The organism is Pseudomonas sp. LBUM1671 (assembly GCF_059695685.1).
Genome location: NZ_CP166782.1, coordinates 1,134,008 through 1,160,767, shown reverse-complemented (window position 1 = coordinate 1,160,767; position 26,760 = coordinate 1,134,008). Strand labels below are relative to the sequence as shown.

25 protein-coding genes are annotated in these 26,760 nt (G+C 60.2%); 10 read left to right on the top strand and 15 right to left on the bottom strand.

What is annotated here, in order from left to right:
• Window positions 1-76: 76 nt before the first annotated feature.
• The 10 genes from ACA060_RS05120 to ffh all read right to left on the bottom strand — a co-directional run bounded on the left by ACA060_RS05120 (window position 77) and on the right by ffh (window position 9,986).
• Window positions 77-1,429, bottom strand: a complete 1,353-nt coding sequence (locus ACA060_RS05120; RefSeq protein WP_497315798.1) for a transporter substrate-binding domain-containing protein — start codon at window positions 1,427-1,429, stop codon at window positions 77-79.
• A 121-nt stretch (window positions 1,430-1,550) separates the two neighbouring features.
• Complete coding sequence (thrC, locus tag ACA060_RS05115; RefSeq protein ID WP_497315796.1) at window positions 1,551-2,960, bottom strand: threonine synthase; 1,410 nt, start codon at window positions 2,958-2,960, stop codon at window positions 1,551-1,553.
• 66 nt (window positions 2,961-3,026) lie between these two features.
• On the bottom strand, window positions 3,027-4,331 hold the full coding sequence (locus ACA060_RS05110) for a homoserine dehydrogenase (protein ID WP_109635956.1): 1,305 nt from the start codon (window positions 4,329-4,331) through the stop codon (window positions 3,027-3,029).
• Between the two features lie 133 nt (window positions 4,332-4,464).
• A complete protein-coding gene (gene dsbC, locus ACA060_RS05105; protein ID WP_109628141.1) occupies window positions 4,465-5,196 on the bottom strand; it encodes a bifunctional protein-disulfide isomerase/oxidoreductase DsbC in 732 nt (243 codons plus the stop codon).
• A 187-nt stretch (window positions 5,197-5,383) separates the two neighbouring features.
• On the bottom strand, window positions 5,384-6,280 hold the full coding sequence (gene xerD / locus ACA060_RS05100; protein WP_429533491.1) for a site-specific tyrosine recombinase XerD: 897 nt from the start codon (window positions 6,278-6,280) through the stop codon (window positions 5,384-5,386).
• A gap of 134 nt (window positions 6,281-6,414) precedes the next feature.
• Window positions 6,415-6,765 carry a 50S ribosomal protein L19 gene (rplS, locus tag ACA060_RS05095; protein ID WP_003175895.1) on the bottom strand — a complete coding sequence of 117 codons (351 nt, stop codon included), beginning with the start codon at window positions 6,763-6,765 and terminating at the stop codon, window positions 6,415-6,417.
• Window positions 6,766-6,810: 45 nt separating this feature from the next.
• Window positions 6,811-7,584, bottom strand: coding sequence for a tRNA (guanosine(37)-N1)-methyltransferase TrmD (trmD, locus tag ACA060_RS05090; RefSeq protein ID WP_154503229.1), 774 nt, complete (start codon window positions 7,582-7,584; stop codon window positions 6,811-6,813).
• Window positions 7,566-8,102 carry a ribosome maturation factor RimM gene (gene rimM, locus ACA060_RS05085; protein ID WP_008014731.1) on the bottom strand — a complete coding sequence of 179 codons (537 nt, stop codon included), beginning with the start codon at window positions 8,100-8,102 and terminating at the stop codon, window positions 7,566-7,568. Before rimM ends, trmD begins: the two co-directional genes overlap by 19 nt.
• 5 nt (window positions 8,103-8,107) lie before the next feature.
• The gene (gene rpsP / locus ACA060_RS05080; protein ID WP_007944872.1) at window positions 8,108-8,359 is read right to left on the bottom strand and encodes a 30S ribosomal protein S16; all 252 of its coding nucleotides are present in this window, start codon (window positions 8,357-8,359) and stop codon (window positions 8,108-8,110) included.
• A 250-nt stretch (window positions 8,360-8,609) separates the two neighbouring features.
• Window positions 8,610-9,986, bottom strand: coding sequence for a signal recognition particle protein (ffh, locus tag ACA060_RS05075; RefSeq protein ID WP_017340267.1), 1,377 nt, complete (start codon window positions 9,984-9,986; stop codon window positions 8,610-8,612).
• 210 nt (window positions 9,987-10,196) lie between these two features.
• On the opposite strand from ffh, the gene ACA060_RS05070 reads away from it, so the two are divergent.
• From ACA060_RS05070 to ACA060_RS05060, 3 genes are all read left to right on the top strand, one after another.
• Window positions 10,197-11,009 carry a cytochrome C assembly family protein gene (locus ACA060_RS05070; RefSeq protein ID WP_109628138.1) on the top strand — a complete coding sequence of 271 codons (813 nt, stop codon included), beginning with the start codon at window positions 10,197-10,199 and terminating at the stop codon, window positions 11,007-11,009.
• Window positions 11,010-11,021: 12 nt separating this feature from the next.
• Window positions 11,022-12,257: a transporter associated domain-containing protein gene (locus tag ACA060_RS05065; protein WP_497315792.1), complete on the top strand. Its 1,236-nt coding sequence runs from the start codon at window positions 11,022-11,024 to the stop codon at window positions 12,255-12,257.
• A gap of 401 nt (window positions 12,258-12,658) precedes the next feature.
• Window positions 12,659-13,975: an MFS transporter gene (locus ACA060_RS05060; RefSeq protein ID WP_497315790.1), complete on the top strand. Its 1,317-nt coding sequence runs from the start codon at window positions 12,659-12,661 to the stop codon at window positions 13,973-13,975.
• 114 nt (window positions 13,976-14,089) lie between these two features.
• Here ACA060_RS05060 and purT read toward each other — a convergent pair whose 3' ends face one another.
• The 5 genes from purT to ACA060_RS05035 form a co-directional block, all read right to left on the bottom strand.
• The gene (purT, locus tag ACA060_RS05055) at window positions 14,090-15,271 is read right to left on the bottom strand and encodes a formate-dependent phosphoribosylglycinamide formyltransferase (protein ID WP_461957368.1); all 1,182 of its coding nucleotides are present in this window, start codon (window positions 15,269-15,271) and stop codon (window positions 14,090-14,092) included.
• A 99-nt stretch (window positions 15,272-15,370) separates the two neighbouring features.
• On the bottom strand, window positions 15,371-15,838 hold the full coding sequence (locus ACA060_RS05050; RefSeq protein ID WP_109628135.1) for a 7-cyano-7-deazaguanine/7-aminomethyl-7-deazaguanine transporter: 468 nt from the start codon (window positions 15,836-15,838) through the stop codon (window positions 15,371-15,373).
• A gap of 229 nt (window positions 15,839-16,067) precedes the next feature.
• The gene (locus tag ACA060_RS05045) at window positions 16,068-16,283 is read right to left on the bottom strand and encodes a DUF1289 domain-containing protein (protein WP_109628134.1); all 216 of its coding nucleotides are present in this window, start codon (window positions 16,281-16,283) and stop codon (window positions 16,068-16,070) included.
• Window positions 16,280-16,804, bottom strand: coding sequence for a gamma carbonic anhydrase family protein (locus tag ACA060_RS05040; RefSeq protein WP_007954617.1), 525 nt, complete (start codon window positions 16,802-16,804; stop codon window positions 16,280-16,282). The genes ACA060_RS05045 and ACA060_RS05040 overlap by 4 nt, the downstream gene beginning before the upstream one ends.
• A gap of 55 nt (window positions 16,805-16,859) precedes the next feature.
• Window positions 16,860-17,459, bottom strand: coding sequence for a CoA pyrophosphatase (locus ACA060_RS05035; protein ID WP_109628133.1), 600 nt, complete (start codon window positions 17,457-17,459; stop codon window positions 16,860-16,862).
• A 146-nt stretch (window positions 17,460-17,605) separates the two neighbouring features.
• Here ACA060_RS05035 and ACA060_RS05030 point away from each other — a divergent pair, with 146 nt between their 5' ends.
• The 7 genes from ACA060_RS05030 (at window position 17,606) to nagE (ending at window position 26,410) form a co-directional block, all read left to right on the top strand.
• Complete coding sequence (locus ACA060_RS05030) at window positions 17,606-18,157, top strand: NUDIX hydrolase (RefSeq protein ID WP_109628132.1); 552 nt, start codon at window positions 17,606-17,608, stop codon at window positions 18,155-18,157.
• Window positions 18,158-18,225: 68 nt separating this feature from the next.
• Window positions 18,226-18,729 carry a L,D-transpeptidase family protein gene (locus ACA060_RS05025; protein WP_497315787.1) on the top strand — a complete coding sequence of 168 codons (504 nt, stop codon included), beginning with the start codon at window positions 18,226-18,228 and terminating at the stop codon, window positions 18,727-18,729.
• 503 nt (window positions 18,730-19,232) lie between these two features.
• Window positions 19,233-19,964 (top strand): GntR family transcriptional regulator, encoded by a 732-nt coding sequence (locus ACA060_RS05020; protein ID WP_010463034.1) that lies wholly within the window; start codon window positions 19,233-19,235, stop codon window positions 19,962-19,964.
• 36 nt (window positions 19,965-20,000) lie between these two features.
• Entirely contained in the window at window positions 20,001-21,107 is a 1,107-nt protein-coding gene (gene nagA, locus ACA060_RS05015; protein ID WP_497315785.1) for an N-acetylglucosamine-6-phosphate deacetylase, read from the top strand.
• Window positions 21,088-22,110, top strand: coding sequence for an SIS domain-containing protein (locus ACA060_RS05010; protein ID WP_497315783.1), 1,023 nt, complete (start codon window positions 21,088-21,090; stop codon window positions 22,108-22,110). The genes nagA and ACA060_RS05010 overlap by 20 nt, the downstream gene beginning before the upstream one ends.
• A gap of 35 nt (window positions 22,111-22,145) precedes the next feature.
• The gene (gene ptsP, locus ACA060_RS05005) at window positions 22,146-24,662 is read left to right on the top strand and encodes a phosphoenolpyruvate--protein phosphotransferase (RefSeq protein ID WP_497315781.1); all 2,517 of its coding nucleotides are present in this window, start codon (window positions 22,146-22,148) and stop codon (window positions 24,660-24,662) included.
• A 32-nt stretch (window positions 24,663-24,694) separates the two neighbouring features.
• Window positions 24,695-26,410, top strand: coding sequence for an N-acetylglucosamine-specific PTS transporter subunit IIBC (gene nagE, locus ACA060_RS05000; protein ID WP_497315779.1), 1,716 nt, complete (start codon window positions 24,695-24,697; stop codon window positions 26,408-26,410).
• Window positions 26,411-26,760 lie beyond the last annotated feature (350 nt).

Genomic DNA, 26,760 nt, shown 5'->3' with positions numbered 1-26,760 from the left:
TTCCAGGTGCAGACGCGTCGGCGTCCCAGGTCGACTGAGCATGCACGGCAAAGATGACAGGGAAAAAACAGACGATTCACATGTGCCTTGTCCGGCGACCGATATCGGTCCATCCACCCAGCAATCCTCGCAATTGACCATCGGCGCTGTAGAACGGCACCGTCCACTGGTAGATGTCCTGGACACCGTTGTTGAACATTAATTGACGCTCACTGAAGCGTGGCTTTCGAGTCTCCATCTGCGCCATGAATTCGGCATGCAGCAGCTCAGCGGTCTCTTTGGGCAACACATCGAGCTCAATCAGCCGTCTGCCCTGGACCTGATCAAAACGAGTGCAGAGACTTTCTTCGTAACTCTTGTTGCACATGATCAAACGCCCTTCCAGGTCACGAACAAACATCGGATCGGGCATGGCGTCCATCAACGCATGCTGGAACGCCAGTTGATCGCCGAGACCTATCTCGGCGTCGACGCGCTGCTTGATCAGCGCCGCAAGCCTGCGGTTCCAGAGCAAGGAAAGCAGGCCGAACAGGCTGACGATAAACATGCTCCAGCAAAGCCAATGAGTCATCTGCCGCCAACGGGAAGGTGACTGAACGGGGGCGATTCCATTGAGCCACTTCAGGCGGATCGTGCGCAGTTCTGCTGCCGGAAAGGCCTCAAGCGCCTTGTTGAGAATGCTCAGCAACGGCGACTGACCTTTGCGTACCGCGAGGTGATCAGCCTCCCATTTGCCCTCCACTGCCCGCCCGACCTTGAGCTGGCCCAACGGATAGAGCTGCGCCCCGATTTCATTTTCGATAGTGGCAAAGGCTTCACCACTTTCAACCAGCGCCCTGGCTTCGGCATACGTCTTGACCGTGCGCAACTCGATCGACGGGTGGTCGCGGCGAATCGTGCCTTCGAGTGCGTGCCGGGCCGGCAACACAAGCACTCTTTTTGCCAACTGCTCCAGGGAGTGCACGACCGGTGCATCTGCTCGCCCGACAACCACCCAGCCAGCGCCACCGAACGCATGACTGAAATCCAGAAACGCCTTGCGCTCGTCATTCATTGCCAGGGTGGTGCTCATGTCCGCCTCGCCATTTTCCAGACGCCCAAGTAACTGATCGGTAGAGAACGACTCTTCGTGAACAAACTGCAAGCCTGTCATGGCACTGATGCGATTGAGCAGATCGTTGTTCAGACCGCTCCATTGGCCGTGCTCATCCTTGAACAGATAAAGCGGGTATTGCACCGATGAGACGATGACTTGCGGGTGCTCGGCAATCCACCTCATTTCCTGAGCGTCCAGATCGACGGTTGCGCCGCCCGAGCCGCTGGACTCAGGTGCCGCCAATTGCGCAGCCGTCCCTTTTTGGGCCAAGCCCAGGACGCCGATCAAAAACATCCAGCACACGGCTGGCTTTAACCCTCTGAAAAACAGCATTACCACTTCCTTCGCAATCAACTCGCCCGTCCTTCCTGGGGCGAAAACGCGACAAGTGTGGCATGCAGAAATGAGAAAGCCCGTCAGGAGACGGGCTTCAAAATGTGACAGCTTTTAGCGGTTACAGCGGCTTGCCGCGGTTGCCATGCTGACTGACAAAGGCCTGCACGGCTTTCAAATCATTTGGCAACACGGTGCAACGCTCATCTCTCTCAAACAAATCAGAAAGATGTGCAGGTAGTTCAAGCGCTTTTCCTACGCCGGCTTTCTCTACTGCATCCGGGAATTTGACCGGATGGGCCGTGCCGAGAATCACCATTGGAATATCCAGGCTACGACGGCATTCGCGCGCAGCCTTCACACCGATGGCGGTATGCGGATCCAGCAGCTCACCGGTTTGCTCATAGACGTCAGCAATGGTTTCGCAGGTTTGTGCGTCATCCACGGCCAGGGAATCGAACAGCTTGCGGGCTTCGGTCCAGCGTTCTTGTTCGACGCTGAAGCCGCCACCCTGTTTGAAGTTGTCCATCAAACCGGCAATCGCTGCGCCATTGCGACCGTGCAGGTCGAACAGCAGGCGTTCGAAGTTCGACGACACCATGATGTCCATCGACGGCGACAGCGTGGCGTGCAGGGTTTCCTTGACGTACTGATTGCCGCTCATGAAGCGGTGCAGGATGTCGTTGCGGTTGGTGGCGACGATCAACTGGTTGATCGGCAGGCCCATGTTGCGTGCCAGGTAACCGGCGAAGATGTCGCCGAAGTTGCCGGTCGGCACCGAGAACGATACCGAACGCGCCGGGCCACCCAACTGCAGGGCTGCGTGGAAGTAGTAAACGATCTGGGCCATGATCCGCGCCCAGTTGATCGAGTTCACCGCCACCAGGCGCGTGCCCTTGAGGAAACTCTGGTCGGCGAAGCTCGCCTTGACCATTTCCTGGCAGTCATCGAAGTTGCCTTCGATGGCGATGTTGTGGATGTTCTCGCCGAAGAGGGTGGTCATCTGGCGACGCTGCACTTCGGACACGCGGTTGTGCGGGTGCAGGATGAAGATGTCGACGTTTTCGCAGTGCTTGCAGCCTTCGATGGCGGCCGAACCGGTGTCACCGGAAGTGGCACCGACGATGACCACGCGCTCGCCGCGTTTTTCCAGCACGTAGTCGAGCAAGCGGCCGAGCAGTTGCAGGGCGAAGTCCTTGAACGCCAGGGTCGGGCCGTGGAAAAGCTCCAGCACCCATTCGTTGCCGTTCAACTGACGCAGCGGCGCGACAGCGTTGTGCGAGAACACGCCGTAAGTCTCTTCAAGAATCTTTTTGAAATCGGCATCAGGGATGCTGCCGGTGACGAACGGGCGCATCACCCGGAAGGCCAGCTCGTGATACGGAAGTCCGGCCCAGGAAGCGATTTCTTCCTGGGTGAAACGTGGCAGGTTTTCCGGGACGTACAGACCGCCATCGGTAGCGAGACCGGCCAGCAGGACATCTTCGAAATTCAGGGCCGGTGCCTGGCCGCGGGTACTGATATAACGCATGACTGGCTCCAATAGACAGTGTTCGCAAACCCGGGCCCGCTCGCAGGCCCGGTGAACGATAACGGCTTAGTTCAGGTGCTCGACACGGATCCGTACAACCGGACCGACCACGCCTGTCAGGGCTTCGAGGGCGGCGATCGCGTCGTTCATGTGCTGTTCCAGCACGCGATGAGTCAGCAGGATCATCGGCACCAGACCGTCATGCTCTTCGACTTCTTTCTGCATGATCGATTCGATGTTGATGCCGCGCTCCGACAGGATACTCGCCACCTGGGCCAATACGCCCGGATGGTCCTTGGCCTGAATGCGCAGGTAGTAGGCGCTTTCGCAGGCTTCGATCGGCAGGATCGGGTGCGCCGACAGCGAGTCCGGCTGGAAGGCCAGGTGCGGCACACGGTTTTCCGGGTCGGAGGTCATGGCGCGAACCACGTCCACCAGGTCGGCGATCACCGACGAAGCGGTCGGTTCCATGCCGGCGCCCGCACCGTAGAACAGGGTCGAACCGGCAGCATCACCGTTGACCATCACCGCGTTCATCACGCCATTGACGTTGGCGATCAGGCGATCAGCCGGGATCAGCGTCGGGTGCACACGCAGCTCGATGCCGGACGCAGTGCTGCGAGCGACGCCGAGGTGCTTGATGCGATAGCCCAGCGCTTCGGCGTAGTTCACGTCAGCGGTGGTCAGCTTGGTGATGCCTTCGGTGTAGGCCTTGTCAAATTGCAGCGGGATGCCGAAGGCGATGGAGGCCAGGATCGTCAGCTTGTGGGCCGCGTCGATGCCTTCAACGTCGAAGGTCGGATCGGCTTCGGCGTAACCCAAGGCTTGCGCCTCGGCCAGTACGTCTTCGAAGGTGCGACCCTTCTCACGCATTTCGGTGAGGATGAAGTTGCCGGTGCCGTTGATGATCCCGGCGACCCAGTTGATGCGGTTGGCCGACAGGCCTTCACGGATCGCCTTGATCACCGGAATGCCACCGGCCACAGCCGCTTCGAACGCCACGATCACGCCTTTCTCGCGAGCCTTGGCGAAAATCTCATTACCGTGAACGGCGATCAGTGCCTTGTTCGCGGTGACCACATGCTTGCCATTCTCGATGGCCTTGAGTACCAGCTCGCGGGCAACGGTATAGCCGCCCATCAGCTCTATAACGATGTCGATCTCAGGGTTCGTGGCCACTTCGAAGACATCGTTGGTAATCGCAATACCGGTCGTTTGGAACTGAGGCTTTGGCGTGCGCATGGCAATTTGTGCCACTTCGATTCCACGCCCGGCACGACGAGCAATTTCCTCGGCGTTGCGCTGAAGTACGTTGAAGGTACCGCCACCGACGGTCCCTAACCCACAGATGCCTACTTTGACCGGTTTCACTGTGAACTCCCCATAAAACGGCCGACTCAAGGCCGGCCGTGAAAACAGCCGCATGCTCGCGGCTCTCTATTAATGGCCCGGCAAATGGTGCCACCGGACCATGATCGTCAAGGGCTGGCCGTGACGATGCGAATTATTTCGCGCCCAGCGCCAGTTTGGCGACTTGTGGCGCAGGCTGGTAGCCCGGAATGACCTGACCGTCAGCCAAAACGATGGCCGGTGTGCCATTCACGCCGATCGACTGACCGAGGGCGAACTGTTTGGAGACCGGGTTATCGCACTTGGCGGCCTTGATTTCCTTGCCGTCGACCATCTTGTCCATGGCCGCTTTCTTGTCTTTCGAGCACCAGACCGCTTGCAGCTGTTCGTCACCCGGCGAGCCCAGGCCTTGGCGCGGGAACGCGACGTAACGCACTTCGATGCCGCGCTTGTTCAGCTCAGGCACTTCGGCGTGCAGTTTGTGGCAGTACGGGCAAGTGGTGTCGGTGAACACGGTGATGTGCGATTTGGTTTCGCCGATCGCCGGGTAGACCACTGTTTCCGCGACGGGAATGGCGTTGACCAGTTTGGACACGCCCAGGCGTTCGGTCTTCTCGGTCAAGTTGATCGGTTTGCCGTCCTTGAGCTGGAACATGTAGCCCTGAACTACGTATTGACCGTCGGCGCTGGCGTAGAGCACGCGGCTGCCTTGCAGCTTGACTTCGTACAGGCCCGGCAGCGGACTGGCGGAGATGCTTTCTACCGGCACTTCGAGCTGGAGGTTTTCCAGGCTTTTACGAATGGCTTTGTCGGCCGCGTCATCGGCGACGGCAAAGGTGCTGACCAACGCAATGGCTGCGGCGGCGAAAATCTGGGTCAGACGCATGAGAACTCCTGAAGACGGACAAATGGGACGATCAGAACGCCCGTGCCGAAACACAGGGTCATAACCGCCCATCGTGCAAACCGGCAAAGCCTACCACATAAGGCCCCTGTGGCCGAATGCGGGTGATACAACCATGTCTGACTGACACCCCTCGCCACAGGTCAGCAATCCACTTCAGGAACTGGGTTCAGCCGCGCGGGTGATGTTTGGCGTGCAGATCCTGCAAGCGTGCGCGGGCGACGTGGGTGTAGATCTGGGTGGTCGACAGGTCGCTGTGGCCGAGCAGCATTTGCACCACCCGCAGGTCAGCGCCGTGGTTGAGCAGATGTGTGGCGAAAGCGTGGCGCAAGGTATGCGGCGACAGCGACTTGCCGATCCCGGCGACCTTGGCCTGGTGCTTGATGCGGTGCCAGAAGGTCTGGCGGGTCATCTGATCGCCGCGCTGGCTGGGGAACATGACATCGCTGGGACGCCCGCCGAGCAGTTCCTGGCGGCCATCGCGCAGGTATCGCTCGACCCAGACAATCGCCTCTTCGCCCATCGGCACCAAGCGCTCCTTGCTGCCCTTGCCCATCACCCGCAGCACGCCTTGACGCAGATTGACCTGCTCCAGCGTCAGGCTGATCAACTCCGTCACCCGCAAGCCGCACGCGTAAAGCACTTCGAGCATGGCGCGGTCCCGTTGGCCGATGGCTTCGCTCAAGTCTGGTGCCTTCAGCAGCGCTTCCACGTCCGCTTCCGACAGAGATTTAGGCAACGGCCTACCCAGTTGGGGCATATCGACGCGCAAGGTCGGATCGACGGCGATCAGCTTTTCACGCAGCAGATAACGATAAAAGCCACGCACACCGGAGAGGAATCGCGCCGTTGAACGGGGTTTGTAATTTTGCTCCAGACGCCAGGCCAAGTGATCGAGGATCAGCTCGCGCCCTGCGTTGATCAGTTCCAGGCCCTTGTCCTGCAGCCAGCCGTTGAATAAGGCCAGGTCGCTGCGATAGGCATCGCGGGTGTTATCGGACAGGCCTTTCTCCAGCCAGAGAGCGTCGAGGAATTGGTCTATCAGGGGATGATCGATGGCGGGCATAGAGGCTCAGGCAAGACAGGTAACGACTGGACAGTCTTTCATAGCGCGCCCGCCTGCGGAACCATTGCACGTATAAATCGCAGGCAACAAAAAAGCAGCCCGTAGGCTGCTTTTTTTTGCATCGGAAGCTGGACTTAAGCCAGTTTTTCCTTGATGCGAGCTGCTTTACCGGACAGGTCACGCAGGTAGTACAGCTTGGCTTTACGTACGTCACCGCGACGTTTAACGGCCATGCTGTCGATTTGCGGGCTGTAGGTCTGGAAAGTACGCTCTACGCCAACACCGTTGGAGATTTTACGAACGGTGAAAGCACTGTTTACGCCGCGGTTACGCTTGGCGATAACAACACCTTCGAACGCTTGCAGACGCGAACGGTCGCCTTCCTTCACTTTCACCTGAACGACAATGGTGTCGCCCGGGGCAAAGGTAGGGATCTCTTTGGTCATCTGCTCTGCTTCGAGTGCAAGGATGATTTTGTTAGTCATGCTGTGCTCCTAAGGTAGATCGTCGGATCTACCATCGATACGTTGTTAACTATCGTCCCGCTCGCGGATGTATTCCTCGAGCAGCTTCTTCTCTTCTCCAGAAAGCGAGCGGCTTTCCAGAAGATCGGCGCGTCGTTCAAAGGTCCTACCAAGGGACTGCTGTAAACGCCAACGCCGGATATGCGCGTGATTGCCACTTAGCAACACGTCGGGAACACGCTGATCCGCATACACCTCCGGTCGGGTGTAGTGCGGGCAATCCAGCAAACCATCCGTAAAGGAATCTTCCTCGGCGGAGTCCGCATGCCCTAAAGCTCCAGGCAGCAGTCGTGTAACCGCATCGATCAGGACCATCGCCGGCAGCTCGCCGCCAGACAGTACATAGTCGCCAATCGACCACTCTTCATCGACATGAGCTTCAATAAATCGCTCGTCAATGCCTTCATAGCGGCCGGCAATCAGGATCAATGCATCCAGATTCGCCAACTCGCGTACCGCCGACTGAGTCAGTTGACGGCCTTGGGGGGACAGGTAAATTACCTTCGCCGCCTCCCCGGCTGCTGCCTTGGCCTGAACCAGAGCATCTTCCAGGGGCTTGATCTTCATCACCATGCCCGGGCCACCGCCAAATGGGCGATCGTCCACAGTGTGATGTCGATCCGTCGTGTAGTCTCGCGGATTCCAACAGGTGAGCTGCAACAGCCCCTGTTTCACCGCACGACTGGTGATGCCGTACTCGCTGATGGCGGAGAACATCTCGGGAAACAAACTGATCACTTCTACGCGCAAGTTAGCCACGCTTAGAAGTCCGCATCCCATTCCACCTTCATCTCGCCTGCGGCAAGGTCGACGGCCAACACGCATTGCTCCGTATAGGGCAACAGGCGTTCGCGATCATCCAGGCTGCCAGCGCAAGGCTTGACCACCATTACATCATTGGCGCCGGTTTCCAGAAGATGATCGATTTTCCCGAGCAATTGCCCGAGTTGATCAATAACCTTCAGACCTTCCAGCTGGTACCAGTAGTACTCGCCGTCGGTCAATTCAGGGAACAGGTTGCGCGGCACGCAGATCTCATAACCGGCCAGAAGACGAGCTTCTTCACGATCATCAAGACCCTTGAGCTTTGCGACCAGGAACTTGTCGTTCCCGCGTCCGCTGACCAGCTCGACCTGTTTCACATTGCCTTCGCGCTTGAGCGTCCAGGTTTTGTACTGCAACAGGTTTTCAGTCGGATCAGTAAAGGAATAAACCTTCACTTCGCCGCGAACGCCGTGAACAGAATAAATCTTGCCGATAACGATCAAATCATCAGCAACAGCAGGCGTCGCGTTCATATTGCTCAGGCCGCAGCCTTAGCAGCGTCCTTCAACAACTGAGCAACACGCTCAGAAGGCTGTGCACCAACGCTCAGCCAGTAGGCTACGCGCTCTTGGTTCACGGACAGACGGACTTCTTGACCACGAGCAACAGGGTTGAAGAAACCAACCTGTTCCTTGTGCGAACCGTCGCGCGGGTTGCGGCTGTCGGTTACGGTCAAGTGGTAAAACGGGCGCTTTTTGGAGCCGCCAAGGGCAAGACGGATTGTTAGCATGTGAACATCGTTCCTGTAGTCGGTGCTGCAAATCTAAAGGCACAGCGGGCATAGGTGCCCGAAAGGCCGCATATTCTAAGGAATATCCGGACTTTTGCAAATGACTTTTTCCGACGGCCTTTCGGACGCCATCAAGATTTGCTATAGAGCCGTCGTTGAAAACGGCCAGTCAGCTCCCGCCAAGTGCGGGTTTGCTGTTGATCCCACATCCTTGTGGGTAAGCGCCGACATAGATGCCGACGCGAATTCTTTACATCTTGGGCATGCCGCCGCCGGGCAACATACCGCCCATGCCGCGCATCATTTTGGCCATTCCGCCTTTTGCGGAGAATTTCTTCATCATCTTCTGCATCTGCTTGTGCTGCTTGATCAAGCGACCGATGTCCTGCACCTGGGTGCCGGAACCCATGGCGATCCGGCGTTTGCGCGAACCGCTGATCAGCTCAGGGTCGCGGCGCTCGGCCGGGGTCATGGAATTGATGATGGCTTCCATCTGCTTGAATTGTTTCTCTGCCGCGCCCTGGGCATTGCCCATTTGCGCCAGGTTCACGCCGCCGATGTTCGGCAGTTTGTCCATGAGGCCGCCAAGGCCGCCCATGTTCTTCATCTGTTGCAGCTGATCGCGGAAGTCTTCGAGGTCGAAGCCCTTGCCCTTCTTCAGCTTCTTGGCCAGTTTGTCGGCCTTGTCCTTGTCGAGGGTCGCTTCGGCCTGTTCGATCAGGCTGAGCACGTCGCCCATGCCGAGGATGCGCGAAGCGATACGCTCAGGGTGGAACGGTTCGAGCGCTTCGCTCTTCTCGCCCATACCGATGAACTTGATCGGCTTGCCGGTGATGGCACGCACCGACAGGGCGGCACCGCCACGGGCGTCGCCGTCGACCTTGGTCAGGATCACACCGGTCAGCGGCAATGCGTCGCCGAAGGCCTTGGCCGTGTTGGCAGCATCCTGGCCGGTCATGGCGTCGACCACGAACAGGGTTTCGACCGGGTTGATCGCGGCGTGCAACGCCTTGATCTCGCCCATCATCTCTTCATCGATATGCAGACGACCGGCGGTATCGACGATGACCACATCAATAAACTTAAGCTTCGCTTCTTTAATAGCCGCTTGCGCGATCTCGACCGGCTTCTGGCTCAGGTCGGACGGGAAGAAGGTGACGCCGACTTCACCGGCAAGCATTTCCAGCTGCTTGATCGCCGCCGGACGGTAAACGTCCGCGGACACGACCATGACCGACTTCTTCTTGCGCTCTTTAAGGAAGCGCGCAAGTTTGCCGGCGGTAGTGGTTTTACCCGCGCCCTGCAAACCGGCCATCAGCACGACGGCTGGCGGAACGGCGCTCAGGTTCAAATCTTCGTTGGCGGCGCCCATCAGGCTTTCGAGTTCGGCCTGGACGATCTTCACGAAGGCCTGGCCCGGCGTCAGGCTGCGTGACACCTCGGTGCCGACGGCGCGCTCCTTGACCGAATTGACGAAGTCTTTCACCACCGGCAAGGCGACGTCGGCTTCGAGCAACGCCATGCGCACTTCGCGCAGGGTGTCTTTGATGTTGTCCTCGGTCAGCTTGGCCTTGCCGGTGACATGGCGCAGCGTCTGCGAGAGACGGTCGGTTAAGTTTTCAAACATTGCGCGATCCTTTCAGGCCCTGTGTAGACCGGGATAATGGCGGCCCAGACCGGAATAAACATGTGCTCGGCGAGCCTGCGGCGTGGGCAGGTCGCGGATTATAGCGAAGACTGCGTCTGGCGGACACCTCGTCGTCAGGTTGCATGGTCTTTCGTGCTGCGGGGGTTCTATGCCAAACTCAGCGCCTTTCGGGCTTGCCTAACAGGATTTATGCTCCCCTTGTCACCCAGTTTGCTGACTACCCTCGCCGCCGCCTGCTTATATGCCGCTGCGACTATCTATCAAGGCACTCGTCTGGCCACTGGCGCCAAGGCGAACAAACGCCTGCTGGTCACGCTCGGCGTGCTTGCCGTGCTGGCTCACAGCGCCAGCCTGTTCACCCACCTGCTGACACCAATCGGCCTGGGCCTGGACTTTTTCAGTGCTGCCAGCCTGATTGCCGCAGCGGTCATCGCCCTGACCCTGCTGGCCTGTTCGCGGATACCGGTGGAAAACCTGCTTATATTGCTGTTCCCGTTGGGTGCCGCCACGGTGCTGCTGGCACAGTTCGCCCCCGCAGGTACGGTGCAGGTCATCGATGAAGAGCCGGGCATCCTCGCGCACATCCTGCTATCGATCCTCGCCTACGGCATGTTCACCATCGCGATGTTTCAGGCCTTGTTGCTGCTGGTCCAGGACCATCAGCTCAAGCACAAGCACCCATCGGGGCTGATCAAGAACTTCCCGCCGCTGCAAACCATGGAAAGCCTGCTGTTTGGCTTTCTCTGGGCCGGCTGGACCCTGCTGTCGCTGTCGTTGCTGTCCGGCTGGCTGTTCGTCGACAACCTGTTTGCCCAGCACCTGGTGCACAAAACCTTGCTGGCTTGCCTGGCCTGGATCGTCTTCAGCGTGCTGCTTTGGGGCCGTAACCGCCTCGGCTGGCGCGGACACAAGGCCATTCGCTGGACCCTCGCCGGTTTCTGCCTGCTGATGCTGGCGTACTTCGGCAGTAAGCTGGTCCGTGAATACATCCTGCACATCTGACGGGCGGCATTAATGGACGACTTGCCCATAGGGCCGATGCTCGCGGTAGTGGCCCTGCTGATTTTATGGTCGGGGCTGTTTACCGCCATCGAAACGGCGCAACAGCACTTGCTGGCGCAACGAACCGCCTCGCGCTCCGGCGACAAACCGGTCGCGAAACTGAGCTTCCCGATCAACAGCCTGATCTTCTGCAATACCCTGTGCCGCGCTCTGGCCGTGGTCATCAGCACCTTGCTGGCGATTTTCATCTGGGCAGAAAACGGGCCGTGGGTTGCCTGCCTGGGTGCCGGCGCTGCACTTCTGGTGTTCGCCGACTACCTGCCCCGCACCCTCGCCGTGCGCTATCCCGACGCAGCCCTGGCCCTGGGCAACACGTTGCTCGGCGCGCCACTGAAAATCATCTACCCGGCCGCGTGGCTACTCAACGGCTTCACTCAACTGCTGATGCGACCGTTTGCCCGCAAAGTCAAAGTGGTGCAACAGAGTGAAGACGAAGCCCCGAACGACCGTAAAGACGAGCTCGATCAAGCCGTCTGCCGCCCACACCCGCTGTCGGGCATCCATGCGCTCGACAACATCACGGTCAACGACATCCTGGTGCCGCGCAGTGACGTCGACGGGATCAACCTCGACGACTCCCTGGAAGAGATCATCGAGCAATTGCGCAACAACAAGCGCACCCGCCTGCCGGTGTTCCACAGCGACATCAACCAGGTCGAAGCGGTGCTCAACACCCGGCAGATCCGCCATATGCTGCCCAACGCGAGCCTGACCCTCGAAGCGCTGCTGGCCGCCAGCCACGAACCGTACTTCGTGCCGGAAAGCACGCCGCTGCAGTTGCAACTGCTGAACTTCCACAAGCAGCAGCGTCGACTGGGCATGGTGGTCGACGAGTACGGCGAAGTGCTCGGCATCGTGACCCTGGAAGACATTCTCGAAGAAATCGTCGGCGAATTCGAAAGCCAGCACAGCCTGGAAAACCCGCACATCCACCCGCAGGCCGATGGGCGCCTGATGATCGAAGGTGCCGCGTCGATTCGCGAATTGAACAAGAGCCTGGGCTGGCACCTGCCCAGCGACGGTCCTAAGACCCTCAACGGTCTGGTGACCGAGGCGCTGGAGACGATTCCGGACAGTGCGGTGTGCCTGAAGATCGGGCGTTATCGGCTGGAGATTCTGGAGACGGAAGACAATCGCGTTACTCAGGTTTTGATCTGGCATACCAGCTCGGTGCCAGTCGTTATCTAAACCCTGACACCCGACCTGTGGCGAGGGAGCTTTCTCCTGCTGGACTGCGAAGCAGGCCCGATAACAGACGCAGCGACCATCCTGAAGAACGCATCCAGCCATTTGCGGCCTCTGCGCGCCCGAGCGGGAGCAAGCTCCCTCGCCACAAAAGCCATCACTCTGCCCGCGACACTTGTTTGATCGTTAGCCACCTTCCTATAATCGAATCCGCTTACCCAAGCCCCGCCGGGCCACGTGCTTACCCCGCACGCAGCAGGTTCCGGCCAGACCATCGGCAATTTCCGCACTACACCGACGACTGTTCCTACCTTGAACAGCGGCCGCGCCTCACTCCCACATCCCTGGGTGTTCGACCATAATAATTCGCTCCACTGGGGCACATGACTGTCAGGGATAACCGCATGACGACCAGCACGACTTATACCGAAACCACGCCTGCGCAACCGACGAACTCCGCCACCCGCGTGGCGACGGCGAGTTTTATCGGCACGGCCATCGAGTTTTACGACTTCTACGTCTACGCCACCGCCGCTGCGCTGGTGATCGGTCCGGTGTTCTTTCCGCAGACCTCCGGCACCGCCCAGATGCTGTCGGCGTTCCTCACCTTCGGCATCGCCTTCCTCGCACGACCATTGGGCTCGGCGCTGTTTGGCCACTTCGGTGACCGCATCGGGCGCAAATCGACACTGGTCGCTTCGTTGCTGTTGATGGGCGTGTGCACCACGCTGATCGGCGTGCTGCCGGGTTACGACAGCATCGGGGCCTGGGCGCCGATCCTGCTCTGTGTGCTGCGTTTCGGCCAAGGCTTGGGGCTGGGCGGTGAATGGGGCGGTGCGGCGCTGCTGGCGACGGAGAATGCGCCCAAAGGCAAACGCGCCTGGTTCGGCATGTTCCCGCAGCTCGGTCCGTCGATCGGATTTCTGGCGGCGAACGGCTTGTTCCTTACCTTGGCGATGACCCTGGATGACGAGCAGTTCCGCTCGTGGGGCTGGCGGATTCCGTTCCTGCTCAGCGCCGCATTGGTGATGGTGGGTTTGTATGTTCGACTGAAACTCCACGAAACCCCAGTGTTTGCCAACGCCATGGCCCGTCAGGAGCGCGTAAAGATCCCGCTGGTCGAGCTGTTCAGCCAGTACTGGGCGCCGATGCTGTTGGGGGCCGGGTCGATGGTGGTGTGCTACGCGCTGTTCTACATCTCGACGGTGTTTTCGCTGAGTTATGGCGTGTCGACACTCGGCTACAGCCGCGAAACCTTCCTCGGCCTGCTGTGCTTCGCCGTACTGTTCATGGCGGCGGCAACACCTTTGTCGGCCTGGGCCAGTGACCGTTACGGGCGTAAGCCGGTGCTGATCATTGGTGGCGTGCTGGCGATCCTGTCCGGGTTCTTGATGGAACCGCTATTGAACCAAGGCTCGACCTGGGGCGTGGCGCTGTTCCTGTGCATCGAGCTGTTTCTGATGGGCGTGACATTTGCACCGATGGGCGCGCTGCTGCCGGAGCTGTTTCCCACGCATGTGCGCTATACCGGCGCGTCGGCAGCCTACAACCTGGGCGGCATCGTCGGGGCCTCGGCGGCGCCGTTCTTCGCGCAGAAACTGGTAGCAATGGGCGGTTTGAGTTATGTCGGCGGGTATGTGTCGGGGGCGGCGGTGTTGAGCTTGATTGCGGTGCTGTGCCTGAAGGAGACGCGGCATAACGATCTGAATCGGGTTGCCTGAATCAGAAGCATCGCCAGCAGGCTGGCTCCCACATGGAAATTGGGTGTACACAAAATTTGTGACCAACCAATAACTCTGTGGGAGCTAGCCTGCTAGCGATTGCCGCCCCTCGGTTTACAGCTCTACAACAACAGCCTGAGAAGCACGGGTCGCTTTAGCCCGGGCAGCCTCGATCGACTCATCCCGCGCCAACGCCACGCCCATCCGGCGCTGGCCATTGACCTCAGGCTTACCGAACAGACGCAACGCCGTATCCGGCTCGCTCAACGCAGCACCGAGGTTGGCGAAAGCGGTCTGGGTCGACTGCCCTTCCACCAGAATCACCGCCGAAGCCGATGGTCCGAACTGGCGGATCAACGGAATCGGCAGGCCCAGGATCGCCCGTGCGTGCAGCGCGAACTGCGACAGGTCCTGAGAAATCAGGGTCACCAGACCGGTGTCATGCGGACGCGGCGAGACTTCGCTGAACCACACCTGATCACCTTTGATGAACAGCTCGACACCAAACAGGCCACGACCGCCCAGGGCTTCGGTGACGGCTTTGGCAACACGCTCGGATTCAGCCAGGGCAATCGGGCTCATGGCTTGTGGCTGCCAGGATTCCTGATAGTCGCCCTTCTCCTGACGGTGACCGACTGGCGCGCAGAAGGTCGTACCACCGACGTGACGTACGGTCAGCAAGGTGATTTCGTAGTCGAAGTCGATAAAGCCTTCGACGATCACGCGACCTTTACCGGCACGGCCGCCTTCTTGTGCGTAATCCCAAGCGGTTTTCACATCATCGGCGCTGCGCAGCAGGCTCTGGCCTTTGCCCGACGAACTCATGACTGGCTTGACGACACACGGGAAGCCCAGGTCCTGGACGGCTTTGCTGTAGTCCTCGAAGGTGTCGGCGAAATGGTACGGCGAGGTCGGCAGGTCCAGCTCTTCAGCGGCCAGACGACGGATGCCTTCACGGTTCATGGTCAACTGCGCGGCGCGCGCGGTCGGGATCACGGTGAAGCCTTCGGCTTCCAGTTCCACGAGGGTTGCGGTGGCGATGGCTTCGATTTCCGGCACGATGAAGTGCGGCTTCTCGGCTTCGATTACGGCACGCAGGGCGGCGCCGTCGAGCATGTTGATCACATGGCTGCGATGCGCAACTTGCATGGCCGGCGCGTTGGCGTAACGGTCGACGGCAATCACTTCAACGCCCAGGCGTTGCAGCTCGATCACCACTTCCTTGCCCAACTCACCACAGCCACACAGCAATACGCGGGTCGCGGTTGGCGACAATGGAGTTCCGATACGGGTCATCTCAGGTCCTCAAGAAGCGGATCATCGAGGGATGCAGCGCCACGCGCGCTTCCCATGGGGAGAAAGCGCGGCATTTTACATGAACCGAAGGGTTTGGCTTCAGCTGGCGACGGCCTGTTTGCGCAAGCGCCAGGCCATGATCAGCCACACGACCGTCACGCCCGCGAACTTGGAGCCCATGGCGGTAAGAATCACGGCCGGGGTGAAGGCGTCGATCATGCCGAAGAAGATAAACGTATCGAGGGGAATGCTCAGGGCCGAACTTATCCACAGACGATCGTGCAACGGGCGTTTGGTGATGCTGAACACCAGCCAGTCGATGCACTCGGACACCGCGAACGCCGTGGCGCTGGCCAACGCGATGGACGGATCGGACGTGACATAGGACAGGACCAGCGCCGCGAGCATCGCCGCGATGGCGCCATGGCCGAAGCGGGTTTGCACCATGTCGCGCAGGACAAACACCAACCCGCCCCAGGCCGACCAGATGACGTCCAGGTGCGGGGCGGTGGAAAAGGCGTAATTGATCAGCACGACGCTGCTGATGTAGGCGATCAGGAAGAGCATGGGGTGGCGGGATACCTGTCAATTTGGCGCACAGATTACTTTATCTTGGGCTCACAAATAACCTGTGGCGAGGGAGCTTGCTCCCGCTGGGGCGCGAAGCGGCCCTGAAGTCAGGGCGCGCGGTGTGTCAGGTTGAATGTGTTTGTCAGCTATGGGGCTGTTTCGCAGCCCAGCGGGAGCAAGCTCCCTCGCCACTAAAAACCTCATCAGTCACAAAAGCTCACAAAACTCAGGAATCGGATTTGGAAGGCAACATCCAGATCAACCCACTCGACTTCGCCCGCTCATGACACAACCCCAACACCTTGCGGCGCTCTTCGTTGTCCATCCGGCTCCAGCGCGTGATCTCCTCGACCGTGCGCTGACACCCGGTGCAGATATCATCCTCATCCAGCGCACAAATGTTCACGCACGGCGAAAGAACCGGTCGTTCGGTGGCGTTCATTCTTCCTGCTCAACCAGATCACGGGCATAACGCTGCGAGTTATGCACATAGTGCGCAGCGCTGGCCTCGAGCATCTTCTTTTGCGGCTCGGTCAACTCACGAACCACTTTGCCCGGCGAGCCCATGACCAGCGAACCGTCGGGAATCTCCTTGCCCTCGCCGATCAGTGAGTTGGCGCCGATGATGCAGTTTTTGCCGATCTTCGCGCCATTGAGAATCACCGCATTAATACCGATCAGACTGTAATCGCCCACGGTGCAGCCGTGAAGCATGGCGTTGTGGCCGATGGTCACGCCGGTGCCGATGGTCAGCGGGTAGCCCATGTCGGTGTGCATAACCGTCCCGTCCTGGACGTTGCTGTTCTTGCCGATCAGGATCAATTCATTGTCGCCACGCAACACGGCGTTGAACCAGACGTTGGCGCCCTCTTCCAGCTTGACCTTGCCCACCAGCACGGCATTGGGTGCGACCCAGCTCTGCGGATGGGTTTCGACGCGGGCGTCGCCCAGGCGATATTTCATCTTGTTTTCCTCAAAGGCTCAGGCAGCCGCGTTTCACGCCATACGAACGATGGCTTCAAGTATTGATGAAGCTTTTGGGTGGGTGGTGCAGGCTGATGTCGGCGTCATAGAGCAGGTTGATCAACTCGACGATCATGATCGCCGTCAGGCCCCAGATTTTGTATTCGCCGTAACGATAACTCGGCACGTACCAACTGCGCCCCTGGTAATCGATGCGGTGAGTATGTTCCCGAGGATCCTCGCGGAAGAACTCCAGAGGCACACTGAACACCGCGGCGATCTCGGCATCGTTGGCCAGGTATTCGACAAAATCCGGAATCACCCCGACATAAGGCGTGACCTTGATGCCGTGCAGGGAGATTAGCGGGCTCAGCGGTCCGATCACTTCGACCAAGCCCGGCGGCAAGCCGATTTCTTCTTCGGCCTCCCGAAGCGCGGTGAACACCAGGTCCGGGTCTTCCGGATCGCGCCGCCCGCCAGGGAAGGCGACTTCGCCGCCATGGGTCGAAAGCCCGCTGGCACGCAGGGTCAGAATCAGTTCCGGTTCGTCGCTGCGGGTGATGGGCACCAGCACTGCGGCTTCGGGGAAACGTCGATCGGTTTCCAGGGTACGCGGCGTGTGGTTGCTAACCCGGTGAAGTAGCTCGTCCAGCATGAGTCTTCTCGATTTATTCGCTACCTTGCATCATGCACCAATCACACCGGCCGCCCAACCCCATAACCACTGCATGTCGCTAAACGACAACTTGCCGACAGGCACCGCCGCACGCCAAGATAGGCGCAGCATTCAGGAACCCCCGTATGAAATTTTGCAGTCAGTGCGGCAACCCGGTCACCCAGCGTATCCCCGAAGGCGATTCGCGCCTGCGTTATGTCTGCGACAGCTGTCAGGCGATTCACTACCAGAACCCCAATATCGTCGCCGGTTGCGTGGCGACCTGGGGCTCGAAAGTGTTGCTGTGCCGGCGCGCCATCGAGCCTCGGCTCGGTTACTGGACCCTGCCCGCCGGTTTCATGGAGAACGGCGAAACCATCGAGCAGGCGGCCATTCGCGAAACCGCTGAAGAAGCCTGCGCGCGGGTGCGCAACCTGAGCATCTACACGTTGATCGACGTGCCGCACATTAGCCAAGTGCATGTGTTCTTTCGCGCGGAGCTGGTGGACCCGGATTTTTCCGCCGGTCCCGAGAGCCTGGAAGTGCAGCTTTTCGACGAAGCCGATATCCCGTGGTCCGAGTTGGCTTTCCGCACGGTGGGCCGTACCTTAGAATACTTCTTCGCTGACCGGCGGACCGAGGTCTACCCCGTGCGGTCCGAGTCGATCCCGCCGCTTGTCCAGCCTGCCATCACCTAAAGCTCCTGGCTCCAAAATCACCTATAACTAACTAAATAGTCGCGACACCTTTCAGGGATATCGTTTCAATGCGCTGGTTGCTTGCCGTGTTTTGCTTGTCGTTCGTCGCCCTGTCACAGGCTTCCGTTGCGGAAACCCTGAACGGCAAAGTCATCGAAAAAGTTCTGGTGCTCAAGTCCGCCCATCAATTGCAATTGATCAATGACGGCAAGCCGCTCAAGACCTATCGCATTTCCCTGGGCAGAAACCCGAAAGGCCAAAAACTAATGGAAGGCGATAGACGCACGCCTGAAGGTTTCTACTGGCTGGACTGGCGCAAGGTCAGCGACAAATTCAATCTGTCGATGCACATCTCCTACCCGAACATCAGTGACGCTGCCCGCGCCCGGCGCGAAGGCGTCGATCCGGGTGGCATGATCATGATCCACGGCACACCGGACACCGAAGAAAACCCGGAAGACCTGTTCCACACCCTGGACTGGACCGACGGCTGCATTGCCATGCGCAACATGGACATGCGTGAAGTGTGGGGCCTGGTGCCGGATGGCACGATGATCGAGATTCGTCCGTAACCCCCCGGCGTCCCAGACTGGGGAAGCTTTCCCTGACGGGTGAAAAGCCTTTGTGGTGAGGGGATTTATCCCCGTTGCGCTGCGAAGCAGTGCTGAAACCTGCAATTGCATTGGGTCAGGCTCACCGCGTCGACTGAGCCTGCGACTGCTTCGCAGCCGAACGGGGATAAATCCCCTCACCACAGTGGGCCGAGTTGCTTCGGCCTATGAGCGCTACCTTCGGTCGCTCCTCGAAAAATAAATTCAAAAGATCGCAGCCTGCGGTAATGCCTGCCGGGAAGATACCAATCCTCTCGGCAAGCGTTACCGCAGGCTGCGATCTTTGCGCTCAAAATCCCCACCTCTAATACCACTTAAAACCAACGACCTTCATAACCGGCCAACAGGTCAGGCTTAACTGCGCCAACAGCAAAGTACTGGCATTGACATGGTATTCAAGTGGTATTAGTTTTCGACCATTCGCGGAACACAACACTCCAATATCCGCATCGGACATCCCTGACATGAACGACCTCCAGGCCCTACGCCCTGACGACACCCAGCCCACGCCGTTGTACCTGCAACTGGCGCGCAATCTGGAAGCGGCGATTCATGCCGGCCAATGGAAAGCCGAGCAGGCAATGCCCTCGGAACGCAACCTGAGCGAGTTGCTGGGCATTTCCCGCGTCACCGCCCGCAAGGCGCTGGAAGTGTTGTTCGAGCAAGGCCTGATCCGCCGCAATCAAGGTTCCGGCACATTCATCACGCCACGCCTGGAACAACCGCTGTCGCGCCTCTCGGGTTTCAGCGAAATGCTGCGCCTCAAGGGTTTCGTGCCCGGCTCGCAATGGCTGGAACGCGAGATCACCCCGCCGACCCACGAAGAACTGATCCGCCTGGGCCTCTCGCCCAATGACAAGGTCGCGCGCCTCAAACGCCTGCGCAAAGCCGACGACACGGTGATGGCGATCGAGATGAGCACCCTGCCCGCCTCGATCATTCCCAAGCCGCAGGCGGTGGGCGACTCCCTCTACGAATACCTCGACGGCATCGGCAAGCCGATCGTCCGCGCGCTGCAACACATCCAGGCGATCAACGCCTCGGACGAATTCGCCGCCCTCGTCGGCATCGCCCCCGGCACCGCCATGTTGCTGATGACCCGGGTCGGCTACCTGGAAGACAACACACCGATCGAAGTCACCGACACCTATTGCCGCAATGACTACTACGACTTTGTCGCAGAGCTTCGCCGCTAACAGACTTTGCCGCTAATTGAGCAACGAGAACCGATCATGTCTGAAGACAACATCCTCACCGCCCACGGCTGGGTTCGCGGCCGGCTGATTCACGAACACGGCAAGGTCGTGTCCATCGAAGGCGTGCCCTGCGATCCGGCCGACAACAACTTGCCCTATCTGCTGCCCGGCTTCATCGACCTGCACGTTCACGGCGGCGGCGGCAAAGACATCATGGAAGGCGCAACCGCCTTCGAAACCATCAGCAAAACCCACGTGCGCTTCGGCACTACGTCGCTGCTGGCGACCACCATGACCGCGCCGCCGGAAGAGATTTCCAGCGTGCTCAAAGCCGTCGGCGAGTTCTGCGAGCTGCGGCCAACAGGCTGCGCCCGAGTGCTCGGCGTGCACCTCGAAGGCCCGTACATCAACCCCGGCAAACTCGGCGCCCAGCCGAATTTCGCCCACACCGCGTTGATGGCCGAAGTCGAGGAGTACCTGGCGCTGGCACCGATCCGGGTGATCACCATCGCCCCGGAAATCGCCGGTCACGATGCCTTGATCCGCACCCTCAGTGCACGCGGCATCCGCATGCAGATCGGCCACACCCTGGGCAGTTACGAGGAAGGCGTCGCAGCGTTGGCGGCCGGTGCCAGCAGTTTCACTCACCTCTACAACGCCATGAGCCCGCTGCATCACCGCGAGCCAGGCATCGTCGGTGCGGCGCTGGCCCACGCCAAATACGCCGAGCTGATTCCAGACTTGCTGCACGTGCATCCCGGCGCCATGCGGGTGGCCCTGCGCGCGATCCCCTGCCTGTATTGCGTCACCGACTCCACCGCCGCTGCCGGCATGCCCGACGGTGAATACAAGCTCGGCAGCCACACGGTCACTAAGTGCCTGGGTGGCGTGCGCTTGCCCGACGGCACCCTGGCGGGCAGCACGCTGACCATGGATCAGGCGCTGCGCAATCTGGTGAAGATCGGTCTGCCGATCGCCGAGGCGTCGCAACGTCTTTCGCAATTCCCCGCCGACTACCTCGGCCTCACCGAACGCGGTCGCCTGCAACCGGGCAGCTGGGCCGACTGCGTGCGGCTGGATCGCTCACTCACACTCACCGCCGTCATGGTCGAAGGAGAAGACATTGACTTCAAAAATGCTTGAAGAGGCGCTGTCCTCGTTCGAGGCCGTGCAAGCCCAATTGCAGCAACTCGACCCGCAGATGCTCGAGATCGCCGGGCGCCTGCGTCGTCAGCCGCCGCAAGTGGCGATGACCGTCGCGCGCGGCAGCTCCGACCATGCCGCCAGTTACTTCGCCTACCTGACCATGCAGCAACTGGGCATTCCGGTGGCGTCGCTGCCGATGTCGGTGGTGACCATGCTGCAAGCACCGTTGAAGGTCAGCGGGCAAGTGGCGTTTGCGTTCTCGCAGTCGGGGCAAAGCCCGGACCTGGTGAACAGCATGCGTCTGTTGCGCAAACGCGGCGCCTTGAGCATTTCCATGGTCAACGCCGAAAGTTCGCCACTGGAAGCGGCCTGCGAATTCAGCCTGCCGCTGTGCGCCGGTACAGAGAGCAGCGTCGCCGCGACCAAGAGTTTTATCGCCACCCTCAGCGCCAGCGCCCGGCTGATCGCCCATTGGAAGGAAGACGTGGAATTGCTGGACGCCGGCAACGCTTTGCCGGAGGGCCTGCGCGAAGCGGCGCAGCAGGATTGGAGCCTGGCCATTGACGCCCTGCGCGATTGCCAGCGTTTGATGGTGATCGGTCGTGGCGCCGGTTTTGCCATCGCTCAGGAAGCGGCCCTTAAATTCAAGGAAACCTCGGCAATTCAGGCCGAAGCCTTCAGCAGCGCCGAAGTGCGTCACGGTCCGATGGCATTGATCGATGAAAACTATCCGCTGCTGATTTTTGCACCACGCGGTGCCGAGCAAGCCGGTTTGCTGAGCCTCGCCGCAGACATGCGCCAGCGCGGCGCTCGCGTTCTGCTGGCGGCACCGGATGACATTGCCGAACGCGAACTCACCCTGAGCTGCGCCGAGCACCCGGTCCTTGATCCGATTCTGGCGATCCAGAGTTTCTACGTCATGGCCGCCGGTTTGGCCGTGGCCCGTGGCATGGACCCGGATCAACCGCGCCATTTGAGCAAAGTGACGCGTACGCACTAAGTCTGCCCCGAACGATTTCCTGATGAGACCGAGCCATGCATAACAACAATAAAGAGCTGACCCTCAGCGCCCCGCTCAGCGGCCCGGTGCTCACGCTCGCCAAAGTCCCGGACCCGGTGTTCGCCAGCGGCGCCATGGGCGACGGGATCGCCATCGACCCGCTGAACGACACCCTTCACGCGCCGTGTGCCGGCGTCGTTGTGCACGTCGCCCGCAGCGGTCACGCCGTCACCTTGCGTGCCGACAACGGCGCCGAATTGCTCTTGCATCTGGGCCTCGACACCGTCGAATTGCAGGGTGAAGGTTTCTCGATGCTGGTCAAGGAAGGCGCGCGCGTCTGCAACGGCCAGCCGCTGTTGCGCTATGACCTGGACAAGGTCGCGCAGCAGTGCAAAAGCCTGGTCAGCCTGATGATCCTGACCAACAGCCAGGACTTTCAGGCGCGGCCCATTACGTTGAAATCGGTGAAAGTCGGCGATCCGCTGCTGCACATCATTCGCCGGTACGCGCCAGGTACGCAGGCTGAAGTTGAGCTTTCAGGTGAAGAGATTGTCGGCCACATTCGCGTCGCCCATCGTGGCGGTCTGCACGCTCGCCCGGCTGCGCTGATTCGCCAGACCGCACAAGGCTTCAAGAGCAAATCGCAGCTGCATTTCGCCGGCAAATCGGCAACCTGCGACAGCTTGATCGGCCTGATGAGCCTGGCCGTCGGCGAGCAGGACGAGGTTCAGGTCAGCTGCCAGGGCCCGGATGCCGAAGCGGCGATGCAAGCGTTGCTGATCGCCTTGTCCACGGCGCTGGCCGAAGACAGCCACGCCGCCGCGCCTGCATCGAATATTCGACGTCAGCGGACGGCCGAAGCCGGCGTGCTGCACGGTGTGTGCGCCGCGCCCGGCCTGGTCGGTGGGCCGTTGTTTCGCTTGAACGCCATCAGCCTGCCGGTGGATGCCGGCAGCCACGACCCCGAGCAACAACTGCACTCCCTCGATACCGCGCTGAGCGCCGTACGCTGCGAAATCGACCACACGCTGGCCCAGGCCAGGAAACACAAGAACACTGACGAAGAAGCGATCTTCGCCGCGCACCTCGCCTTGCTCGAAGACCCGGCGCTGCTGGACGCTGCCAACGTCTCCATCGTTCAAGGCATGGCCGCGACGCACGCCTGGAGCCAGTCGATCGACGCCCAGTGCGACGTGCTCCAGCAACTCGGCAGCGCATTGCTGGCCGAACGCGCCAACGATCTGCGCGACCTCAAGCAACGGGTGCTGCGTGCCCTGCTCGGCGAAGCCTGGCATTACGACGTACCGGCCGGCGCCATCGTCGCCGCCCATGAACTGACCCCGTCGGACTTGCTGCAACTGAGCGAGCAAGGGGTCGCCGGGTTGTGCATGGTCGAGGGCGGCGCGACTTCGCATGTCGCCATTCTGGCGCGAGGCAAAGGCTTGCCGTGCCTGGTAGCGCTGGGTTCGGCGCTGTTGGATCAGCCGCAAGGCCAGGCCGTTGTGCTCGATGCCGACGGAGGTCGTCTCGAATTGACACCGACTGCTGAACGCCTTGCCAAGGTGCATCAGGCACAACTTGATCATCAACAACGCCGTGCGCTTCAGCAGTCTCAGGCTCACACCCCGGCGCTGACACTCGATGGCGTGCACATCGAAGTCGCCGCCAATGTCGCGTCCAGTGCAGAAGCAGTCGACGCGCTGGCCAATGGCGCCGATGGCGTCGGCCTGCTGCGCACCGAGTTTCTGTTTGTCGACCGCAACACCGCGCCGGACGAACAGGAACAACGCCTCGCCTATCAAGCCGTGCTCGATGCCATGGGCGAAAAGTCGGTGATCATCCGCACCATCGACGTCGGTGGCGATAAGCAACTTGATTACCTGCCGCTGCCGGTCGAGGCCAACCCGGTACTCGGCTTGCGCGGTATTCGCCTGGCTCAGGTGCGGCCAGAATTGCTCGATCAGCAACTGCGCGCGCTGCTCCACGTCAGCCCGCTGTCGCGCTGCCGGATCCTGTTGCCGATGGTCACCGAGGTCGATGAGCTGTTGCACATCCGTCAGCGCCTCGACGCGCTGTGCACTGAACTCGGTGTGAGTGAGCGTCCCGAACTGGGCGTAATGATCGAAGTCCCGGCCGCCGCATTGCTGGCCGAGCAGCTTGCAGAGCATTCGGACTTCCTGTCCATCGGCACCAACGACTTGTCGCAATACACCCTGGCGATGGACCGCGACCATGCGGGTCTCGCCTCTCGCGTCGACGCGATGCATCCGGCGCTGCTGCGACTGATCGCCCAGACCTGCGCCGGTGCGGCGCTGCATAACCGTTGGGTGGGCGTCTGTGGGGCGCTCGCCTCCGACCCGCTGGCCACGCCGATACTGATCGGCCTGGGCGTCAGCGAGCTGTCGGTCAGCCCGGTGCAGATCGGTGAAATCAAGGACCGCGTGCGCCACCTCGACGCTGCCGAATGCCGACGCCTCAGCCACGGCCTGCTCAAGCTGAGCAGTGCCGGCGCGGTGCGTCACGCCTGTCACCAGCAATGGCCTCTGAGCTGAATAACAACTACAAGAATCCAGGGAGATCTGCCATGTACCAATATTTCATCGAAGGCCTGCAACGCCTCGGCCGCGCGCTGATGCTGCCGATTGCGATCCTGCCGATTGCCGGCCTGTTGCTGCGTCTGGGTGACACAGACCTGCTGAACATCGCGATCATCCATGACGCTGGCCAAGTGATCTTCGCCAACCTGGCAATGATCTTCGCCATCGGCATCGCGGTCGGTTTCGCCAAGGACAACAACGGCACCGCCGGCCTCGCCGGGGTGATTGGTTACCTGGTGATGATCTCCACGCTCAAGGTGCTGGATGCAAGCATCAACATGGGCATGCTCGCCGGGATCGTCAGCGGTTTGATGGCCGGCGCGCTGTACAACCGCTTCAAGGACATCAAGCTGCCGGAGTACCTGGCGTTTTTCGGCGGGAGGCGCTTCGTGCCGATCGTCACCGGCTTCGCCGCCGTCGGCCTGGGCGTGATCTTCGGTTTGATCTGGCCGCCGATCCAGCACGGCATCAACGGCTTCGGCACATTGATGATGGAGAGCGGCAGCATCGGCGCCTTCGTTTTCGGCGTGTTCAACCGCCTGCTGATCGTCACCGGCCTGCACCACATCCTCAACAACATGGCGTGGTTCGTCTTCGGCAACTTCACCGACCCGACCACAGGCGCCATGGTCACTGGCGACCTGTCGCGCTACTTCGCCGGTGACCCGAAGGGCGGCCAGTTCATGACCGGCATGTTCCCGGTGATGATCTTCGGCCTGCCCGCCGCGTGCCTGGCGATGTACCGCAACGCCCTGCCGGAACGCCGCAAGGTCATGGGCGGGATCTTTCTGTCGATGGCGCTGACCTCGTTCCTGACCGGCGTCACCGAACCCATCGAATTTGCGTTCATGTTCCTCGCGCCGTTTCTCTTTTTGCTCCATGCGCTGCTGACCGGCCTGTCGATGGCGATCACCAATGCGCTGAACATCCACCTGGGTTTCACCTTCTCCGGCGGCTTCATCGACATGGTGCTCGGCTGGGGTAAATCCACCAACGGCTGGTTGGTGGTACCGGTGGGTCTGGCGTATGCGGTGATCTACTACGTGGTGTTTGATTTCTGCATTCGCCGTTTCAAACTCAAGACACCGGGGCGTGAAGAAGTGCCGGCGGGTGACAAGGTTGTAGTCACCGAGAACGAGCGCGCCGGGGCTTACATCAAGGCGCTGGGCGGTGCACAGAATTTGATCACTGTCGGCGCATGTACCACGCGGTTGCGCCTGGACATGGTGGATCGCAACAAGGCAAACGACGCAGAGTTGAAAGCGCTGGGGGCGATGGCGGTTGTGCGTCCGGGCAAGGGCGGGAGTTTGCAGGTGGTGGTTGGGCCGATGGCGGACAGCATTGCTGATGAGATTCGGCTGGCGATGCCGGCGTTAGGGCGTGCGCTTGTTTCTTCCCCTCCTGCCGTTGTCGATGCGCCTGAACCTGCAGCTGTAGCAAAGTCGGAGGCGCAGCAATGGCTGAAGGCGTTGGGCGGTGGGGACAATGTTTTGCAGATGGATTGCGTGGCCATGACCCGGATTCGCCTGCAACTGGCGGATGGCAAAGCGTTGTCGGAGGGTGATTTGAAGGCGCTGGGTTGTCAGGGAGTCAGTCAGCTTGAAGGCGGTGTCTGGCACCTGCTGATTGGTGACAAGGCGCCGAGTTTGAGTGGGGCGCTGGAGGCGTTGGTCAATCGCAGTGAGGTCAGTGCGAAGGTCTAACCCTCGCCCCCTGTAGGAGCTGTCGAGTGAAACGAGGCTGCGATCTTTTGATCTTGTCTTTAAAAATCAAAATCAAAAGATCGCAGCCTCGTTTCACTCGACAGCTCCTACAAGGGTTGTGTGGATTCATTAAGTTTTCGGCAATAAAATGTATGGTCAGCCCATCTCCTGCAACCTCATGGGCTGTTTTCGGTAAAGCTGGCTTGCGCTAATGTATCCGGGCTCATTGTGAGCGTTGCTGCAACAACGCTCGGCCCTCGATGAGTAGCCGCTCCCGACTGTCCTGAAAAAACCCTCAGCCTCTAAAGCTGATTTTATTGCCAGGTTCTCAGTCGGGCCGTTTGCCGTTT

Coding starts and splice junctions, on each gene's coding strand:
- ACA060_RS05120 (WP_497315798.1), bottom strand. CDS start 1,429: ATGCTGTTTTTCAGAGGGTTAAAGCCAGCCGTGTGCTGGATGTTTTTG.
- thrC (WP_497315796.1), bottom strand. CDS start 2,960: ATGCGTTATATCAGTACCCGCGGCCAGGCACCGGCCCTGAATTTCGAA.
- dsbC (WP_109628141.1), bottom strand. CDS start 5,196: ATGCGTCTGACCCAGATTTTCGCCGCCGCAGCCATTGCGTTGGTCAGC.
- xerD (WP_429533491.1), bottom strand. CDS start 6,280: ATGCCCGCCATCGATCATCCCCTGATAGACCAATTCCTCGACGCTCTC.
- rplS (WP_003175895.1), bottom strand. CDS start 6,765: ATGACTAACAAAATCATCCTTGCACTCGAAGCAGAGCAGATGACCAAA.
- trmD (WP_154503229.1), bottom strand. CDS start 7,584: ATGGGATGCGGACTTCTAAGCGTGGCTAACTTGCGCGTAGAAGTGATC.
- rimM (WP_008014731.1), bottom strand. CDS start 8,102: ATGAACGCGACGCCTGCTGTTGCTGATGATTTGATCGTTATCGGCAAG.
- rpsP (WP_007944872.1), bottom strand. CDS start 8,359: ATGCTAACAATCCGTCTTGCCCTTGGCGGCTCCAAAAAGCGCCCGTTT.
- ffh (WP_017340267.1), bottom strand. CDS start 9,986: ATGTTTGAAAACTTAACCGACCGTCTCTCGCAGACGCTGCGCCATGTC.
- ACA060_RS05070 (WP_109628138.1), top strand. CDS start 10,197: ATGCTCCCCTTGTCACCCAGTTTGCTGACTACCCTCGCCGCCGCCTGC.
- ACA060_RS05065 (WP_497315792.1), top strand. CDS start 11,022: ATGGACGACTTGCCCATAGGGCCGATGCTCGCGGTAGTGGCCCTGCTG.
- ACA060_RS05060 (WP_497315790.1), top strand. CDS start 12,659: ATGACGACCAGCACGACTTATACCGAAACCACGCCTGCGCAACCGACG.
- purT (WP_461957368.1), bottom strand. CDS start 15,271: ATGACCCGTATCGGAACTCCATTGTCGCCAACCGCGACCCGCGTATTG.
- ACA060_RS05050 (WP_109628135.1), bottom strand. CDS start 15,838: ATGCTCTTCCTGATCGCCTACATCAGCAGCGTCGTGCTGATCAATTAC.
- ACA060_RS05045 (WP_109628134.1), bottom strand. CDS start 16,283: ATGAACGCCACCGAACGACCGGTTCTTTCGCCGTGCGTGAACATTTGT.
- ACA060_RS05040 (WP_007954617.1), bottom strand. CDS start 16,804: ATGAAATATCGCCTGGGCGACGCCCGCGTCGAAACCCATCCGCAGAGC.
- ACA060_RS05035 (WP_109628133.1), bottom strand. CDS start 17,459: ATGCTGGACGAGCTACTTCACCGGGTTAGCAACCACACGCCGCGTACC.
- ACA060_RS05030 (WP_109628132.1), top strand. CDS start 17,606: ATGAAATTTTGCAGTCAGTGCGGCAACCCGGTCACCCAGCGTATCCCC.
- ACA060_RS05025 (WP_497315787.1), top strand. CDS start 18,226: ATGCGCTGGTTGCTTGCCGTGTTTTGCTTGTCGTTCGTCGCCCTGTCA.
- ACA060_RS05020 (WP_010463034.1), top strand. CDS start 19,233: ATGAACGACCTCCAGGCCCTACGCCCTGACGACACCCAGCCCACGCCG.
- nagA (WP_497315785.1), top strand. CDS start 20,001: ATGTCTGAAGACAACATCCTCACCGCCCACGGCTGGGTTCGCGGCCGG.
- ptsP (WP_497315781.1), top strand. CDS start 22,146: ATGCATAACAACAATAAAGAGCTGACCCTCAGCGCCCCGCTCAGCGGC.
- nagE (WP_497315779.1), top strand. CDS start 24,695: ATGTACCAATATTTCATCGAAGGCCTGCAACGCCTCGGCCGCGCGCTG.